The sequence below is a fragment of the Zooshikella harenae genome, from assembly GCF_018837975.1.
GTDB lineage: Bacteria > Pseudomonadota > Gammaproteobacteria > Pseudomonadales > Zooshikellaceae > Zooshikella > Zooshikella harenae.
In genome coordinates this window covers 73013-91896 of sequence record NZ_JAGSOY010000003.1, presented here as the reverse complement: position 1 = coordinate 91896, position 18884 = coordinate 73013, and the positions used below count along the sequence as shown (strand labels likewise).

11 protein-coding genes and 6 tRNA genes are annotated in these 18884 nt (G+C 43.8%); 6 read left to right on the top strand and 11 right to left on the bottom strand.

Annotated features, from left to right (window positions below; all coding sequences use genetic code 11):
• Positions 1-5: 5 nt before the first annotated feature.
• From KCG35_RS02250 to gltX, 7 genes are all read right to left on the bottom strand, one after another.
• Positions 6-81 (bottom strand) — tRNA-Glu (locus KCG35_RS02250).
• Positions 82-106: 25 nt separating this feature from the next.
• A tRNA-Gly gene (locus KCG35_RS02245) sits at positions 107-182 on the bottom strand.
• Positions 183-188: 6 nt separating this feature from the next.
• Positions 189-264: transfer RNA gene (locus tag KCG35_RS02240), tRNA-Glu, on the bottom strand.
• 25 nt (positions 265-289) lie between these two features.
• A tRNA-Gly gene (locus KCG35_RS02235) sits at positions 290-365 on the bottom strand.
• Positions 366-371: 6 nt separating this feature from the next.
• Positions 372-447: transfer RNA gene (locus tag KCG35_RS02230), tRNA-Glu, on the bottom strand.
• 16 nt (positions 448-463) lie between these two features.
• Positions 464-539, bottom strand: a tRNA-Ala gene (locus KCG35_RS02225).
• A 531-nt stretch (positions 540-1070) separates the two neighbouring features.
• On the bottom strand, positions 1071-2582 hold the full coding sequence (gltX, locus tag KCG35_RS02220) for a glutamate--tRNA ligase (protein ID WP_215818037.1): 1512 nt from the start codon (positions 2580-2582) through the stop codon (positions 1071-1073).
• A gap of 786 nt (positions 2583-3368) precedes the next feature.
• On the opposite strand from gltX, the gene KCG35_RS02215 reads away from it, so the two are divergent.
• The 3 genes from KCG35_RS02215 (at position 3369) to KCG35_RS02205 (ending at position 10034) form a co-directional block, all read left to right on the top strand.
• Positions 3369-6914: an indolepyruvate ferredoxin oxidoreductase family protein gene (locus tag KCG35_RS02215; protein WP_215818036.1), complete on the top strand. Its 3546-nt coding sequence runs from the start codon at positions 3369-3371 to the stop codon at positions 6912-6914.
• A gap of 86 nt (positions 6915-7000) precedes the next feature.
• A complete protein-coding gene (locus KCG35_RS02210) occupies positions 7001-8083 on the top strand; it encodes a Glu/Leu/Phe/Val dehydrogenase dimerization domain-containing protein (protein ID WP_215818035.1) in 1083 nt (360 codons plus the stop codon).
• 163 nt (positions 8084-8246) lie between these two features.
• Complete coding sequence (locus KCG35_RS02205; protein ID WP_215818034.1) at positions 8247-10034, top strand: M20/M25/M40 family metallo-hydrolase; 1788 nt, start codon at positions 8247-8249, stop codon at positions 10032-10034.
• 416 nt (positions 10035-10450) lie between these two features.
• Here KCG35_RS02205 and mepA read toward each other — a convergent pair whose 3' ends face one another.
• The 3 genes from mepA to KCG35_RS02190 form a co-directional block, all read right to left on the bottom strand.
• A complete protein-coding gene (gene mepA, locus KCG35_RS02200) occupies positions 10451-11371 on the bottom strand; it encodes a penicillin-insensitive murein endopeptidase (RefSeq protein ID WP_215818033.1) in 921 nt (306 codons plus the stop codon).
• A gap of 109 nt (positions 11372-11480) precedes the next feature.
• Entirely contained in the window at positions 11481-12614 is a 1134-nt protein-coding gene (locus tag KCG35_RS02195; RefSeq protein ID WP_215818032.1) for an acyltransferase family protein, read from the bottom strand.
• 222 nt (positions 12615-12836) lie between these two features.
• A complete protein-coding gene (locus tag KCG35_RS02190; protein WP_215818031.1) occupies positions 12837-13298 on the bottom strand; it encodes a GNAT family N-acetyltransferase in 462 nt (153 codons plus the stop codon).
• Positions 13299-13610: 312 nt separating this feature from the next.
• On the opposite strand from KCG35_RS02190, the gene KCG35_RS02185 reads away from it, so the two are divergent.
• Complete coding sequence (locus tag KCG35_RS02185; RefSeq protein WP_215818030.1) at positions 13611-14183, top strand: hypothetical protein; 573 nt, start codon at positions 13611-13613, stop codon at positions 14181-14183.
• Between the two features lie 428 nt (positions 14184-14611).
• Here KCG35_RS02185 and KCG35_RS02180 read toward each other — a convergent pair whose 3' ends face one another.
• The gene (locus tag KCG35_RS02180; protein ID WP_215818029.1) at positions 14612-15865 is read right to left on the bottom strand and encodes a YfiM family lipoprotein; all 1254 of its coding nucleotides are present in this window, start codon (positions 15863-15865) and stop codon (positions 14612-14614) included.
• Between the two features lie 588 nt (positions 15866-16453).
• Between KCG35_RS02180 and KCG35_RS02175 the strand changes: the two genes are divergently transcribed.
• Positions 16454-16699, top strand: coding sequence for a GrxA family glutaredoxin (locus tag KCG35_RS02175; protein WP_215818028.1), 246 nt, complete (start codon positions 16454-16456; stop codon positions 16697-16699).
• A 391-nt stretch (positions 16700-17090) separates the two neighbouring features.
• A complete protein-coding gene (ggt, locus tag KCG35_RS02170; protein ID WP_215818027.1) occupies positions 17091-18866 on the top strand; it encodes a gamma-glutamyltransferase in 1776 nt (591 codons plus the stop codon).
• Positions 18867-18884 lie beyond the last annotated feature (18 nt).

Below are 18884 nucleotides of genomic sequence, written 5' to 3'. Positions count from 1 at the left end.
TAATATGGCGTCCCCTAGGGGACTCGAACCCCTGTTACTGCCGTGAAAGGGCAGTGTCCTAGGCCACTAGACGAAGGGGACGCAACAATCACAAAACATTAGAAATTGGAGCGGGAAACGAGACTCGAACTCGCGACCCCAACCTTGGCAAGGTTGTGCTCTACCAACTGAGCTATTCCCGCATAATATGGCGTCCCCTAGGGGACTCGAACCCCTGTTACTGCCGTGAAAGGGCAGTGTCCTAGGCCACTAGACGAAGGGGACGCAACAATCACAAAACGTTAGAAATTGGAGCGGGAAACGAGACTCGAACTCGCGACCCCAACCTTGGCAAGGTTGTGCTCTACCAACTGAGCTATTCCCGCATAATATGGCGTCCCCTAGGGGACTCGAACCCCTGTTACTGCCGTGAAAGGGCAGTGTCCTAGGCCACTAGACGAAGGGGACGTAAACCTTCGATTTTTGGTGGAGCTAAGCGGGATCGAACCGCTGACCTCTACAATGCCATTGTAGCGCTCTCCCAGCTGAGCTATAGCCCCACATAGAAGTAAAATACTTCTTAAATTCCAATCTAACTTTTCTAACTTCACTTTGCAGCGCCAACAACATAATGATCACAACTGAGCTTTTTACCTGCTGCGGATCATCAGCTGCCAAAATACTGGTACTACCTATTTCGGTGGCGTTGCCCCCGAAACGTGGTGCGCATTCTATGGCGCTTGTTGCATGCTGTCAAGCATTTAGCTGCGATTTAACTTAAGTAAACAACATCCGATGTATACCCTTCACGAATCATTTTTAGGGTTTGTTGTCAGCGCTCTTGAACACCAAGGATGGTGTGAATGCAGTTTATACAGGAGCATTTAACTGCCACCCCAGTCACTTATTAATATAAGCTCCAGGGCTTCATCACCTGATGGCCGCCCCCTTGTGCCCTAAGGATATTAAAACCCTTCGTTTTGGGTATATATTACTGTATTTTTTGGAATATACGTTTGCAATCACTTGTGTTTAAAGCAAGGTAAGCTCTTCAAAAAGCACTTACCCTGTTTATCGTTAACAAGTATAAATTACTCTGCTGCGGATGTTTCTTCCAACATATTAGCTATCAGTTGCTGAAACTCTTTTTCCCAACGCTTACCGACTTTCTTGGAAAGGCCACCCAGCACTGTGATAGCATGGCGCAGTCTGGCACGGGTTATATCAGCGCCTAAAATTGCCATTGCATCAAAGACTGAAACAGATGAAGGTGAGCCTGTCACTGCCACAAATAGTGGGAACAAAAAGTCTTTTAGCTTAACGTCCATAGCCTTACTCAAGGCTTTAACTTCAGCAAATAGTGTATCTTTTTCCCATTGACGCACAGTTTCTAAACGCCAGAGGGCAAACTGCACAACGCGTTTGATCGCCTCTTCATCTAACTTGTTATGGTTAAACTGCTCTGCCTGGATATCAAGTAATCCTGCAAAAAAGAAACTTCCCAGCGAAGCCGCATCAGATAAACGCTCCACGCGAGTTTGCAACAGTGGAGCAATCTGCATCATATAGTCTGCATTAACGGCCCACGCCTGCATACTTTTTGCAAAATCTTCAACTGAAAGTTCACGCAACCATTGGCCATTCAACCAGCTTAGTTTTTCTTGATCGAAAATCGGTCCACCCAGTGATACCCGTGTAATATCAAAGTGCTCAATCATTTCATCAAGCGAAAACTTTTCCCGTTCATCAGGCATTGACCATCCCATACGACCTAAGTAGTTAAGCAATGCTTCAGGTAAAAAGCCCATACGCTGGTAATAGGTGATACAGGTTGGGTTTTTCCGCTTACTCAACTTGCTTTTATCTGGGTTGCGCAGCAAAGGCATATGGCACAAGACCGGCATGTCCCAGCCAAAATACTTGTATAACAAAATATGCTTAGGCGCTGAGTTAATCCACTCTTCACCCCGAATAACATGGGTTATTCCCATCAAGTGGTCATCAACGACATTGGCTAAATGGTAGGTTGGCATACCATCAGCTTTCAACAGGACCTGCATATCAACCTGACTCCAATTAATTTCAATTGGATCACGCAGCATATCAGGCACATGGCAGACACCCTCTTCAGGTATCTTCATACGAATAACATAGGGTTCACCCGCTGCCAGCCGTTGCTCAACCTCCTCTTTTGAGAGCTTTAACCCACGCCCATCATACTTAGGCGTTTCACCACGCTCGATCTGCTGTTGACGCATCTCATCCAGCTCTTCTGCGGTAGCAAAACAGTAGAAGGCATGACCATCAGCAACCAGTTGCTCAGCGTATTTACCATAAATAGCCATCCGCTCACTTTGGCGATAAGGTCCAGCACCACCTGCCACATCAGGCCCTTCATCCCACTGCAGCCCTAACCAACGCAGTGATTCCAAAATCATCCGTTCCGATTCAGGCGTACTACGCGCTTGATCAGTATCTTCAATACGAAGGATAAACTGACCACCATGTTGACGAGCAAAACAGTAGTTAAATAGAGCAATATAGGCCGTACCCACATGAGGATCACCTGTGGGTGATGGAGCTATTCGCGTACGGACAGTCATAGATTCTTTGATTACCTAATCAGTTGGGTGTCTAAAAGAGTGGGATTATACGAAAACTGGCCTGGTTAAAACCAGTCATTAACAGAAAAACAAAATACGACTGTTACGCCAAGGTTACATCCCTATCAAATAAAACTGAGTATTCAAACTTGCAAAGCACTACAAATGAAGTTTTATTGACAAACTATTCAAGCCTTGCTTTGCTAGAGCTTAGCACGCAACAATACGACAAAGTAAATTGTGTGTAGCGCTCCCACAAGGAGCCAAAAAGCACTGCATTACCCATGCTGTGTTTCACACTGGATAGAAAAATAACATGCTGCTTTTCACAATGAAGTGAGCTTGCAACCACACTTGCAGCAGCCAAAAGGAAAGCACATCTGTTTTCAGCAGATGTCACTTTACGCTAAGCAGACAAAGCAATCAGTACTAACAATAACAACAAAACAGACACCAAATTGCAGTGATCCTGCAAGAGGAGAAAAGCAAAATGACTCGACTACTCCCCTCCCTTAAATACCTCTTACTTATATGCCTTGGTCATAACCTTAACCCCCGCTCAACGAATAACGCTAATCCTCCCCCTCCCCACCTTTACCGCACCTCATAGCATCTTCATGGTTTACACCAATGAGGCAAATAGAGCGCGTGCTTAATGAAATTTAGGTGACACCCAACGCCTAGATTAACTCATATTTTAAGCACCCAGCTTTTAAAAATAATAAAACATCAAGGTCAACGGATGGCCTATACACCCCTCTGCATAGGGGGATGAGGAGCAAGTTTATGAACTTAGCTGACGTCAATCTCGACGATAAATATACTCGTACCTCGGGCAAGATCCATGTCAATGGCGCACAAGCTGTAACTCGGTTGTTAATGCTACAGCAACAACATGACCAAATTCGTGGCTTACATACAGCAGGCTTTATTTCGGGTTATCGTGGCTCCCCCCTAGGAGGACTGGATAAAACATTCTGGCAAGCCAAACAGCACCTCAATGCACACCATATCCGCTTCCAACCAGGTATCAATGAAGATTTAGGTGCCACAGCCGTTTGGGGTAGTCAACAGGTAGGCTTATTTCCAGAAGCACAGTACCAGGGTGTTTTTGGCTTGTGGTATGGCAAAGGCCCAGGCGTTGACCGCACAGGCGATGTATTCAAGCATGCCAATGCAGCAGGCTCCTCCCGCTTTGGTGGTGTTTTGGCCCTGGCGGGTGATGACCACGCCTGCAAGTCTTCAACACTGCCTCATCAAAGTGACTATGCCTTTGCTGACGCCATGATTCCTGTGCTCTACCCTGGTAACTTGCAAGAGCTGATTGATTACGGGCTATTTGGCTATGGCCTTTCCCGGTTTAGTGGCTGCTGGGTTGGCGTGAAAGCGTTAGCCGATATCATGGATTCAACCATGGCGGTTAATATTGATAGCCAACCCCTTGACCTCAGCCCTCCGCCCGATTTTATGCTGCCTGAAGCTGGGCTTAATATTCGCTGGCCTGACCCACCCGCACAGCAAGAAGCACGTCTTCATGACTTCAAGCTCCCAGCTATCCATGCCTTTGTGTACCACCATCAGCTTGACCAAGTAAAACTCCAGCCTACGCACACCCCCACCCTGGGAATGATCACTTCAGGAAAAAGCTACTACGACACTTTACAAGCGCTAGAACTTCTGGGGATTAGTCAACAAGAAGCCGCTGCGGCAGGTATAGGTATTTACAAAGCAGGTCTAGTCTGGCCGCTGGAACCCACCCGAATAACTGAGTTTGCTAAACAGTACCCAACCCTTTGGGTTGTTGAAGAAAAGCGCCCCTTACTTGAAGATCAGCTTCGACAACTGCTTTATCATCTCCCCGATTCACAGCGCCCCCAAATTTTCGGGAAGTCGTCCCCTCTTAGTCAACATACAGGCTTAACGAGTAAGCTTGAGTTAAGCGCCGGCTTGATAGCTCAAGCATTAGGCGAGTCATTCATCACATGTTTACCCTACCATAGTGCACTTAAACGCCGATTAGAGTATCTCAAGCAAACACCAGACAACGATATTGCCACACCAACAGTGCAAAGAGCCCCTCATTACTGTTCTGGTTGTCCGCACAATACGTCAACCAAAGTCCCTGAAGGTAGCCGTGCCACAGGCGGAATCGGCTGTCACTATATGGTGACCTGGATGGACCGCAACACTGACACCTTCACTCAAATGGGAGGTGAAGGCGTTACTTGGATAGGCCAGGCGCCCTTTACCAAGACTTCACATATTTTCCAGAACCTGGGCGATGGCACTTATTATCATTCAGGTATTCTGGCTATTCGTGCAGCGGTAGCAGCAAACGTCAACATCACCTACAAAATTCTTTATAACGATGCCGTTGCCATGACTGGTGGACAGCCTGTTGACGGCCCCCTCAGTGTTGGTCAAATCACCCAGCAAGTGGCAGCCGAGGGCGTCACTAAAACGGTGGTGGTCACTGATACACCTGAAGCCTACCAAAACCCTAAAGACTTTGCTCAGGGGGTTGAGGTATTCAGCCGTGATACGCTGGATCATGTACAAAAGGTACTGAGAGAAACTGAAGGCACAACCATTTTAATCTATGCCCAGACCTGTGCCGCAGAAAAGCGTCGTCGAAGAAAACGAAATGCTTTTCCTGACCCCATCAAACGACTGATTATTCACCCTGAAGTCTGTGAAGGCTGTGGTGATTGTGGTCAACAAAGTGGTTGTTTATCCATACAACCTAAAATGACGACTCTAGGCCGTAAGCGCACTATCGACCAGTCTAGTTGTAATAAAGACTACAGTTGCAACCAAGGGTTCTGCCCAAGCTTCGTTACTGTAAAAGGCGGACAATTGCGTAAAGGGCAGCAAATCAGCACAGATTGGACCACACCGTTACCAGAACCAACAACGCAACCACTGGACCGGCCTTATAACATTCTGGTGACGGGTATTGGCGGAACGGGCGTTGTCACTATCGGCGCCTTACTGGGTATGGCGGCTCACCTCGAAGGTAAAGGCTTCTCTGTGCTTGATCAAACAGGACTCGCACAAAAATATGGTGGTGTCACCAGCCATATCCGTATTGCTCCCCAGCAGAGTCAAATCAACAGTGTTCGTACCCCCACCAAAAGCACAGACTTATTACTTGCCTGCGACCTCATGGTTGCTGCTCAACAGGACGTATTAGAGAAACTCAACGCTAACACTGCGGGTATTATCAACAACTATTTGACTATGCCTGCTGCATTCACCCGTGATGCAGACTTCAGCTTGCCCGCCACTGAAATGCTTAATATTGTCCAGCAAGCTTTAGCAGCTGACCAGCAATGGGCAATGGATGTGCACACCGTTGCCAACAACTTGTTAGGTGATGCCATCGCATCCAATTTATTTATGGTGGGTGTTGCTTACCAACATGGCTTACTGCCCGTCTCTGCAGATGCCATAAGCAAAGCCATTGCGTTAAATGGTGTTGCGGTTGAACTTAATCAACAGGCATTTTCCTGGGGTAGGCGCTATGCCCATCAACCTGAAGAGGTCATGAAACATCTCTCGCATGCAAATGATCCCCAGCAAGAAACTACGCCTATTCAACTGATCAGTGACCTAGACACAATTATTGCTGAGCAGCGAAAGCGACTGACCTCCTACCAAAATCAACGTTATGCAGACCGTTTTGAGCAGCTTGTGCGTCGAGTGCAACAGCGTGAGCAAGCCCTTAACAGTGGTGATCAACTGAGTCGACAGGTTGCATTAAGCTATGCCCACCTACTGGCCTATAAAGATGAGTACGAAGTAGCCCGTCTGTTTAGTCAGCCAAGCTTCCAACAACTCATTGATGAGCAATTCACAGGAAGCTACAACCTTGAATTTAACCTTGCACCGCCCTTTTTAAGCCGTCGTGATCCTTATACGGGCTTACCTCGAAAACGTGCCTATGGTGGCTGGCTAAAATCCACATTTAAACTGCTTCAGCATGGTAAGCATCTTCGTGGGACGCCCTTTGATCCCTTTAGCTGGACTAACGATCGCCGTTTTGAGCGCCAACTCGTTCATCAATTCGAACACTCAGTCAGCCTAATCATCACCCATCTCACCACACAAAACTATGCTGTTGCACTTAAATGGGCTGGACTTATCCCTCAAATCCGAGGGTATGGCCATATCAAAATGGCAAACTATCAACGCTTAGCCAAAACACTAACGGCTTTACTTGAGTCATTCACTGCACCACCCTCGTTAGACGTAGGCCGAGAGCCTGTTATGCCGACAAAAACACCTGCCAATAAAGAAAGTGCTATCAACTACTATGAGGTCAGAACTTAAACAATTTGATCGTCACGAACGTCAAAAATAAGAGGCAGCACAGTAAAACAATAAAAAATGAGATTGCTAACAAAGAGAGGATCAACATGAGCATATTTTCTCACCACGAATATGATCAACATGAAAACGTTTTGTTTTGTCATGACCCTATTTCAGGGCTGAAAGCGATTATTGCTATTCACAATACAGAATTAGGTCCAGCCTTGGGTGGCTGTCGGATGTGGCCGTATGCTACCGATGATGACGCCCTCTACGATGTACTTCGTTTATCTCGCGGTATGACCTATAAATCAGCACTAGCCGGATTACCTCTGGGTGGGGGGAAATCGGTCATCATTGGTGATCCTCGCCAAGACAAAAGCCCAGAATTATTCATGGCAATGGCTGAGTTCATTAACCGGCTGGGGGGGCGTTACATTACCGCCGAAGATGCGGGTACCAGTGTTGAAGATCTAAAAATAATGGCCCAAACAACAGACCACGTAGTGGGAATTGCTCCCAAAAAAGACTTACAAGGCAATATCAAAAGTGGTGATCCATCCCCCATGACCGCCTATGGCATTTTTGTTGGTCTCAGTACTAGTGCCAAATACTACCTTGACCGCTCAGACTTGGAAGGGCTTCGTGTGGCAATTCAAGGCCTTGGACATGTGGGCTATCGTCTAGCAGAGCATTTACACAAGGCTGGAGCCAAACTTTGGGTTACTGACATACAGACAGAACAAGTTGAACGAGCACAAGATGAGCTTGAGGCGATTGCTGTTGAGCCTGATGCGATTTACAGTCAAACCGTCGATGTCTTTGCCCCCTGTGCATTGGGTGCCGTACTCAATGACAGAACCATCCCACTATTAAACGCTTCCGTCATTGCAGGTGCTGCCAATAACCAGCTACAAGATGAACTGCATGGAGACAAACTGCGCCATCATGGCATTTTGTATGCGCCTGACTATGTGATTAACGCTGGAGGGATTATCGATGTGGCCCATGAACGTACAGGCTATGACCCACTCCAAGTCAAGCAACATGTGGAAGGGATTGGCGATACGTTGCTGGAAATATTTCAGCGTGCGGATAGTGAGCAGGCTTCAACAAACCGCGTTGCGAACCAAATGGCTGAAGAACGGTTCCGAAGCTGCCCCATAAAGCCACATAAACTCGCCTCGTAATACTTGGAAGTTGTTAGTCAATGATTCTAAGGCTTCACCAGAGGTGCCCATAAGTGAAATTTTAATCGCTTTTTGTTTTGTAAACTTTATTATTTATAACTGATGACAAAATACTGTAGTCGTTCTTAAACAAGAATAAACACACATCCATGGATGGTCATAAATGCTCAATAAACGACAATTAAAAGTTACATTTTTGGCAACAACACTCGCCGCTATGGCGGGTTGCAGCCAAAATCCTACACATCAGCAAATCCTTCCGGAAACAATCAAAAAAAACCCTCTGGCCGAAGCGATTATTAAAGATACCAATGCGTTGGTTGCTATTCCCAGCTATCGTAGCGAGGGTCGTTCCAGTCATGAAGTTCAACAGTCTTTTAGCAAAATTAAATCCGTTCTGGACCAACGTATTGAAGGTTTTAACCAACAACAACAGCACCTGAAAATTCAAGGCTTTGAGTGGCAGAAAAGCCGTGCAGATCAGCCTGGTGACCCCTACCGTTTATTTGGCTATCGACTGGGTAATGGGCCTGAAAAGTTATCCTTTATCACCCACTTAGATACCGTGGCACCAGGAGGAATGGATTGGCAACCCTTTCAACCTCGAATTGAACAACGTGAGCTTCACCAAACCTCGCAACCCTTCCTGGTTGGGCGTGGTGCAGTCGATAACAAAGGCCCGGCAATGGCAACGCTGAATATTCTGCAGCAATTAGCAAAAGATTATGACGCGACGCCTGCCACCTTAAACAACATGACACTGGAAGTCTGGTTTGATACGTCAGAAGAAACAGATATGGCAACGCCTAAGTTTTTGGCGGAGAACCCACAAGCATTACCTGACCTGGGTATCGTCTTTGACGCCTCATGGTGTATTCGCGCCGAAAAAGGGATCGAACGTCCCCAGTTTTTTACCACGCTAGGCACGACACCTAAGCAAGGTATTTGGATACACAGTATTAATACACCAAGAGACAGCCCAACCAACCAGATCCCTAGTGAAACCGTTACAATCCTCCAAAGTAATGCCCCTAAAGCGCTCGATGATCTTGCTAACCAGATACAATCTGACTACCAGCACTATGCATTTGATGACCCGGAATACCATCGAGCACCCATGACGGTCACCCGAATCAGTTCTACCCAACTCAAACTCACCACTTCAGTCATTGGTGCTCAACATGGCTCAGTGCCCTATGCCAACCGTAAAAAAGGTGCCAACCCGCTGGTATCCATCACTAACTTTTTAGCTCACTTGGCCGATAATGGCACATTACAAAAAAATGGCCTAAGTCAGCTTAGCCAGTTTGTGGCCTGGACCTGGGGCACTAAGGTCTTTGGCGAGCACCACCCCACCCTACTTCAAAAGCAAGATAAAATATTTACCACAGGAACCACCTACGCGATTACCCGACTGCAAACAGAGCCAACGAATAACAAGGCAACACTCGCCGTTGATATTCGTTATGCTGTTGGTCATCAGGATAAGCCCTGGGATGGTAAAACATTTGGCTTACTACCAGGTAAAAGCCAATTTCAAACTGTTTTTACTCAACTTACACAAGCGTTTAATAAGCAACACCTAGGGTCCAAAATCAGTTTTAACACTAGCACCAGAGTTACCCCAGATATTCGAGATACTGAAAGCCCCAACTTTCAACTCGTTAATAATGCCTACCGCAAAGTGATGGGGGAAGATTGTCCTGCTCACGCGATTGGTGGTGGTACCGATGCAAAAGGCTTCTTACCACTCATTGCCGCAGGACCTATGTTAGGTGGAATTGCAGGACCACCCGTAAATTATCATGGCATTAATGAAGCCGTTCCTTTAGAAATGCTTTTACAAAGCACAACAATTTTATATGAACTGGCTAAAGAAAAAATTTTGAATAGTCAATCACAAGAAAACCCAACACAGTTAACAAAAAAGAACGCTGCGACAAAGATGTGAAATTTATTACATTTGACGAATACACACCAGATGCAATAAATCTCTTCCCAAAAGGGACTATTTAAAATAACTACTGTTAACAAACTGTTGCTATGTCAACAAAACATGAACATTTTCACATGTATATCGTAACAGGCAACAACAGTTGGTTAACATTTTTAACACTAAAGTTGCAAATTAGTATCACAATAGCCATTTAAAAATTTGACAGAAAATTTATAATGAAACTCGAATTAGCTCATTGCAGGGCTATTTCGGCTTGTAAATCTTCTTTTCCCTAATGCATTTTGCCCGTTTTTACGGGCATTTTTTTGTGTAGCAATTACAGCCATATCGGCCTCTTCTTTAGCTACTTATTTTTTCAGCATTAAAAAAAGCCCATAATGAATATGAGCTTTTTGTTCTCAAACAAACAATCAATTTAAATACCGTGCCTTATCCGCAAAAACTTTGTGACACATCTTTGGCAATTTAACTTTTTGCCAAAATGGTTTTCCAGCTTTTTTTGTTTTTTTCTTAGTGACCACCTTAGCCTTTTGTGCTTTTGCATGTTGCTGAGCAGTCACAGTCAACCACCACTTGAGTGACTTTTTATCACAGCCATTACCTGCTGGAATAGCTTTTTGCGGTCGACAAAAAGGGCTTTCTTTAGGGCAGTTCAAACGGACATGGAAATGATCATCATGCCCCCACCAAGGGCGTATTTTTCGTAGCCAGATATCATCCTGCTTTGTTTTTCTAAAACTGCACAAACGCTTTTTAATTAGCGGTGTGACAAAAATACGATTTACCCGACCATCTTGAGCGGCTAACTGTAATGCAGAATCATGTTTGGGGGTCCAACGCGACGTATCCAGTGTATAGCGTTTCTTTGCAATCACTGAAAAAGCACTCAACGCTTCACGCTGGTACAGGTCTAACCGATACTTCTTATCCAACGTAAACCAAATATCAGCATCCAATCCATTTTGATGGCTTCGATGTCCACCCTCCATGGGACCCCCTCTGGCCATCGCCAAGTCCCCTACGAGTAACGTGCCTAACTGTCTATCCGCAATCTTCCCTCCCAAATCGTTAATATAACCAATGAGTTCAGGATGACCATAGAAACGCGCTCGAGATAAACGCATTACCTGAAACCCTTTACCATTGGGTGGTAGTGATTCACCTCCCGCGAGACAACCTGCGGCATAAGAACCAATCGCCATCGATTTACCCGTATTGGGAACCGTTAATGAAAGCCAGGGGGCTGAAGGCTTGCTGGCAGCAAAAGCAGATATTGCAAATAGGCTACATGACAACAGTATTGAAGGTATACCAAACGACTTAACCAACATAATACACTCACGATATAAAAACAGAGACTCAATGATACGGTGTAATCCACTGAGAACACACAAACCCTATTCACAAGTATGGCAAATACTGGCTGAATGTGTTGCCTAATCAAACTTTAAACAAGACTTTTTTTTGATATAAGCCATACATAATTAGACCAATAATTAACACATGCGTAACAGCAAAGCTTAAAGAGCCTAACCAAGGTCCTCCCCAGTGAATAAAAACCTGATTAAATAACCACTCATAGGCTGTTTGATCCTGGGCCTGTGTGATGTGTACGGAGTACAATATTCTTACCCATAAGTCAGCAATGATATAAGCCAATAATGGATTGCAGCCAAAAGCCAGCACAGGTGAGAGTGTTTTTGGTGTATGTGACATTGGAAATAAATTGATTAGTATGCCCAGAATAATAAACGCCCAGCCACCACTTAATAACACAAAGCTTGGCGTCCATAGCGATTTATTAATTGGTAGCCCCATGGCACTTAACAGATAAGCTGCCAGAATAAGTGCGCCGCCAACACCCAGCATTTTTAAACCTGTCTCTCTCATAATGGCTTGTGAAGTGTGCGGTATGCGTTGGGCGGGCAACAACTGCTTTAACCACACGCCAGCACAATACCCCAACAGTGTTGTTGTTAATGCAGGCCACGTGCTTAATACGCCTTCAGGATCAAACGGTATACCATGCCCTTGCCACACATGGTTGGCTCCCAAGAACCATAAATCAAATTGGCGAACCACATTATGTTCCAGACTAAATGGATCACTCCCAGAGGCCCCCAACGCTAAGACAGCCCAATATACCAACCAGTTAATCACCATAAAATAAAGTAACTGACGATGCGTTAAGTTATTAATCAACAGAGCAACGACACCATAGACAATGGCAATACGCTGTAATACCCCCAAAATTCGCCAGTGCTCAAATGCCTCCAGCGTATAGGGAAAACCATTAAGCATAAAACCAAACAAAAAAATCAGGCCACTACGACGAATTATTTTCTTGTTTCGATCTATATCAGAATAGTGTGACAAGGAATAAGCCATTGCCAGCCCCACAATAAACAGAAAAAAAGGGAACACTAAATCTGTGGGGGTCCAACCATGCCATTTGGCATGTTGTAATACTGGAAAAACATAATCCCAACTGCCTGGTGTATTCCCCAAAATCATATAGGCAACAGCCAAACCTCGAAAGATATCTATAGCCAATAATCGATTTGTAATTATCATTATCTTCAGTTCCTTGAAATTTTAAACACGTAAGGTGGAGTTACCTATACACCTACATGACCTTTAAAACCCCACCTACAAGCACCATAGTACCTGTTTTTTTACATAGAGATTAATGGCTAACTGCGGTGAAATGCCACAGAGTGAGTGTAAGCTAAAAGGGAGTCAAGGCAGTCAGCCTCGACACGTATCAGTTAAAACAACTTCTTTTAGGTACTTTTTTTAGGTACTTTGCAAAAGCCGTGAAAACGTTTTAGAAAAATAAATGATATGCTGATCCACTTGCCCCTGTGGTTCAACATGACTGATAAAATAGCCTTGCTTCAATAATAAACGCAACATTTTTGGAAAGCAGTTTCTGGATTTTACTTCCAATACGCCATAACCTTGAGCTAAAGCCCATGCCTCTTGCTGAACAAGCAAGTCCGTTCCTATACCTAATTCACGATAAGCGGGTATTACCCCTCCTAACCAGCTATAAAAGCGGTCATCATCAAGGGCATAACCTAATTTAAATGCAACAGGTCGCTCACCGTACCAGGCAATCAATAACAAATATTCCTGGTTTGCCACATGCTGAGTAAGCACCTCAACAGAATAGTCTCGTTCAAACTCTGGCAATTGTGAAATAACCTGCATGGCTTCATCCCAACTGCCATGTGTTACACGATAATTAGACTGCACATCACTCTCCAAACCAACAGTGCATATCATTAATAACGACTGATTTTACCTATCGTTATTAATTTCATTGATGAATTAAATATAAGCGAATAAAACCCAATAACGGGGAGCAAAGTAAGCCACTAATACAACTATAACTCAAAGTTATAATGCTATGTTTAATGTACAACTCGAAGGGTATATTTTGTAATTGAGAAGCAAGCCACACATAAAACCATGAGTTAAACGCAGTGGGCTATTAAACTGCATAGTTTCTGTTCGCAACCATCTGCAAGAAAACAGACAACAATGCATCATGAGGTTAAACATATAATGAAAGGATTGCTAACGCTATCACGGTCTGCAGTTGTGCTAAGTTGCACACTACCACTGTTAAGTGGGTGCTTGGTTGAACAAGCCAAGCCTTACCAAAATGCCCCAGAACCAGAAGTCGCCGCGATTCAAGATAATGCTCAGTTAGCTGCGCTCAAAAAACAAGCCTTATTGATTGAGGCACAACAAGACACCTTACATAAAATCAGTGGCACCTGGCAGGATGGTGATTCTTTTTCAACATATGATGCCTTCCTTGAACAAGGCCAGCTGCGCTTTATTCAAGAACGGCGCAAGGATGGCAAACGTATAGAAGGAAGCCACAAGTATTATTTTTCACAAGGTCGCCTATTTCACTATGCTGAAAAAAGTACACACAAAGTACTTAACAATGATGGGCCAATCAGTATTGAACTCCACGAAGTCAAATTATTTTTTAACTCACAAGGACAACAACTTTTTGGACAGCAGTGGAAAAATATGAAGCCTCAAGGCATAACCCAGCAAACTATTACTGGCATTAAACAACATGTTGGGCATTTGCAAGCCATCGTTAAGAAGATGAGTCGATAAGCAAGTTGGCTTTTTAAATGTGGAAAAGAAAAAATAGACTTGAGTAAAAGTGCGCTAATGACAAATCCTAAAAATGATTTGTGAAGGGTATACGTCTAGTGTTTACAGCAAAGCTTGCAGAGAATAAAACAGAGGTCCCGACACCTCTGTTTTATTTAATCTTTTCAGACGTTTTTACTAAGGTTTGTTAACAGGCCTTAGCTAGCATCTTCACGCATCCGCTTAGCAATAAATCGACCACCAAACACTACTATGGCACAAACGCCCACAACCACCAGTACACTCGCTACTACAGATGCATCAACATACATTCGTCATTACCTCATCACTTTATAACCAGAATACGTTCTATTTGAGGCGCGTAGAATACCCAATCCCCTTATGCAGGGCAATCCTACCCTGCTCAACGTCATTCCAAGGCCAAGTGACTACTCAGCAATTGCATTTGGCCTTCTGTATAAAGGACTCGCCTCAATCTGGCGATCAATAGAGTGTATTAACTGCTTGAAGCCTGTACTTTTTGTATCTTTAAACTCAGCTTCAAACTGTTTTGAGGTCATCCCTTCAGGTAATTTATTGAAGGCAGGTACAAGCATTGCTTCGTTCACAGAAACGGCCATCATCGCTTGTAACTGTTTAGCAACGGCTTCTGACTTGGTTGCTTGTCGTGCAAAACGAATACCCGCTCGGTCAGCGGCTAAATCATAAAAGCTAAAACCTGATCCATTCCGCGAATCATTCATCTCTTTTAGCAAACCCACGCTATCTGTAAGTTGGTCACCCACATAGAGCGACATTGCCGCAGATAATACAAAGTGTCTGGCTAAGTCTTTTCTTTTGTTCAGATAAAAGCGCTTACGTTGCTTAAGCAGAGCCTTAGGCACCTTATAATCAGATAAATCCAAATTAGAGTGATAAAGTGCTAACGCTGTCAGTAAAGCGCGGTTTTCATCCACTGCCGACTCACCTGTCTGCGTACGCTGTTGTGCTAACTGGAAAAGCTGTTGGAATAGTTGAGGTAAAGGCTCTCTTTGCACTTTACTTTGTTCTGCATATTTGTGTGCCGCAACTAAATACAGTGCAATTCGTTGCTGATCGGCAGGAGAAAACAGAAAATCTTTGCCCTGTTTATTTAACGCAGCGACCATTCTTTCAGACCAGTGATAAGCCAGAACAGCTTTCTGCGGCGCAATACGAACGCGTTCGATATTCTGATACATTTGCCATACAGGCTCAAAACGAGCAGTTTGCTGGGTATGCTCAAGCACCAGGTTAACCAACCAGTCAGGTAGCACCTGATCAGCCAATTGCACTTCCATCAATTCGGGTTTATCGCCTCTTATGCCAACCAGCGATGTGACATTCAGATAACGTGGACCAACTTGTACAGATGAGCGTATAAGCGCTTTTTGCTCCAATAGCTCAATATCTATACCAGTGACATGCCATTGTGGATATTTGTGTACCAATGTAACCAAGAGCTGCCTGAGATCAGCTTCCGTTGCGTTAATCTCATACACACCCTCCACAGGAAGAAAGGTGGGTGTATGCCTCTCCAACAGATGTTGTAAGGGAGCTGGCTTTGCTGTCATAGCGACCCCTGATTCACTGTCAGTCAACCAGAAAGCAACTCCCAATAATAACGAAACAGTACCTGCCAACATAATTAACAATCGTTTCATTGCCACCTACTACTTCTTCTAAGGATATAACAACCCAATCCACTACTAGAGAATACCTCTACAACTACTGACGAAATCCCAGTAGAACGTCAATCATCTGGTTGTTACATAACCTTTTACTAATACCAATACTACGCAGCCTGTTATCCTTCGCACGACCTATTACAATATTAAGCTAAGCTACAAACTAAAGTATTTAGGCAGCACGCTATCCCCTTTGTTGAGTAAAAACTACAACCCAACAGCACGAATATAGCTAAAGCTACTGTTTATTCAAAGTGATTTGAATAAACAGTCTGAACTATTCCCTGATTCAAAAACATTGATCTATTAAGGGATATAGTTAACTTTAGTAACAGACGACATTTTTTCCCTGTTATACCTGACAAATGAATACCCAGCCATCACTTAATACTGTTGATGCCAACTAGGCTATAGTTTTTCTCAATCATTAGCATTGTTTAATGTTATTAGCTTGATGTTGGAAACTATGGTGCAATTAATCAATAAGAAACAGCAGAAATAGTGGCTTTAAACTATTGCCATACTGCCAGGAGATTAACAGACTCATTTTTTGAGGACATTAACATGCAACGTATTACTATTTTCGGTCGTGAGGGATGTGGATTTTGTCGCAGAGCCAAACAACTATGCGAAGACAAACAATTGAATTTCAATTACATTGATATTCACGCTGAAAATATAACTAAAGCAGATTTGGAAAAAACAATTGGCAAACCTGTAGAAACAGTACCTCAAATTTTTCATGGGCAAGACTATATAGGTGGCTGTCAAGAGTTTGAAGCATTTTTACAGCACGCTAAACTCAACTAAATTGTTTTATTCAATGACCAATAAAATTATCGTATTAATTGAACCTGCAACGTTCTTCTTTGAATAAAAAAGTCCCCATTTGCTATTTATTTACAAGCAAGGGGACTTATCCCTCTTGTCTCAAGCCTCTCTGCAGCATAAGATGTGTACCGGGAAGTTTACGCCTTCTGATGTATCCTCTTAGGGTTACCTCAAAACGGTTAATTATATCCACTTTTTAAAGTGTTATAAGCAGGTTAAAACGCCCAAAAACTCCACCTTTTTATTAATGCGAAAAAACTAAAACAGCATTTGCAGCACGGTGGTTCAACTGAGTTAATTCTGTCGCAAATGCAAAAACAGTTACCCTCTGTAAAGGGTATAAAATACATAAACAACTCAGGGAATAAAAATGAATTGGCGAATACTCACGCGCTTTCAACGCCGAAAAACAATAAATTATAAACACATCATTTGTAGTTTAAGCCTTACAGCCGCATCAATCATCAGTATAAACACCTGGGCAGCAACTGCTGAACAATACATTTTTGAGGGAGATCGCAGCCTTCCTGTTGAGTCCTCAAAAGCAATGGTTGTCACCAGCCATACGCTAGCCACAAAAGTGGCTGTCGATGTACTCAACGAAGGGGGTAATGCCATTGATGCCGCAGTCACAGCAGCCTTTGCCCTTGCAGTTACCCAGCCTCGTTCAGGAAATATCGGCGGTGGTGGCTTTATGCTTATTTCCAAGGATAAGGACAAACTCATTGAGACTATTGATTACCGAGAAAAAGCACCAGCGGCAGCAACACCAACGATGTTCCAAGACAAAGAAGGCAATGTGGTACAGAACCGTAGCCGGTTTACTCATAAAGCGGCTGGCGTACCAGGTACAGTAGCAGGCTTATTAATGGCCTTGAAACGGCATGGCACAATCTCTCGTGAACGCGCACTTGCTCCTGCCATAGCGCTAGCCGAAAAAGGCTTTAAAGTACCACCACGCTTTACCAAAGGTACTCAAGATGCAGAAAAAATGCTTAAAAAATGGCCTGCTTCACTTAAAACATTTTATAAGGCTGATGGCTCTCCCTACCAACCCGGTGAACTTTTTATTCAAAAGGATCTTGCAGAAACACTAAAACGCATTGCTAAAGAAGGTGTCACTGGTTTTTATGAGGGAAAAACAGCAGACCTTATTGTTGAAGAAATGCAGCGCCATGATGGCTTAATGACTCATGATGACTTAAAAAACTACAAGCCAGCAATTCGTAAACCTGTACATGGTACATACCGTGGCTATGATATTTATTCTATGCCGACTCCCAGCTCTGGTGGTATTCACATCGTACAGATTTTGAATATTCTGGAAGGTTATCCTATAGGTTCTTACGGTTTCAACTCAGCAAAAACAATTCATTTAATGGCAGAAGCCATGAAGCGTGCTTACGCTGACCGAGCCACTTACTTAGGTGATAGTGATTTTGTTAAAGTTCCAACCAAAGGGTTAATCGATAAAAAATATGCAAAAACCCTAAGGAAACAAATTTCACTGGATAAAGCGACACCAAGTAAAGACCTCAAACCTGGAACCCCTCCTGGTTATGAGAGTAATGAAACCACACACTTTTCGATTATTGATCAGTGGGGCAATGCCGTTGCCAATACCTATACGATTAACTTTAGTTATGGTTCAGGTATTGTCGTAGACGGTGCAGGCTTTTTACTAAATAACGAAATGGATGACTTTAGCGCTAAAACAGGTGAACCTAATGCTTACGGTTTAATTGGTAGTGATGCGAATAAAGTAGAACCCAACAAACGTATGCTCAGTTCTATGTCACCGACTATCGTAAAAAAAGAGGGCAAAAACTTTTTAATCACTGGTAGTCCTGGTGGTTCGCGAATTATCACCACCACCCTACAAGTGATTATGAATGTCATAGACCACAAGTTAAATGTTCAAACAGCCGTTAATTCTCCACGTATCCACCATCAATGGTTACCTGATGAAATTCGCGTAGAGCAAGGCATTAGCCCTGATACCGTTAAAATTCTTGAGTCTATGGGACACACTGTCTCAAAGAAACCAGCAATGGGAGCAATACAAAGTATCTTGGTCGGGCCTGACGGTACACTTTATGGTGCTGCTGACCCACGCCGTAGTACGTCCTCAGCGATGGGACTTTAAAACATTACTAGGATTTCA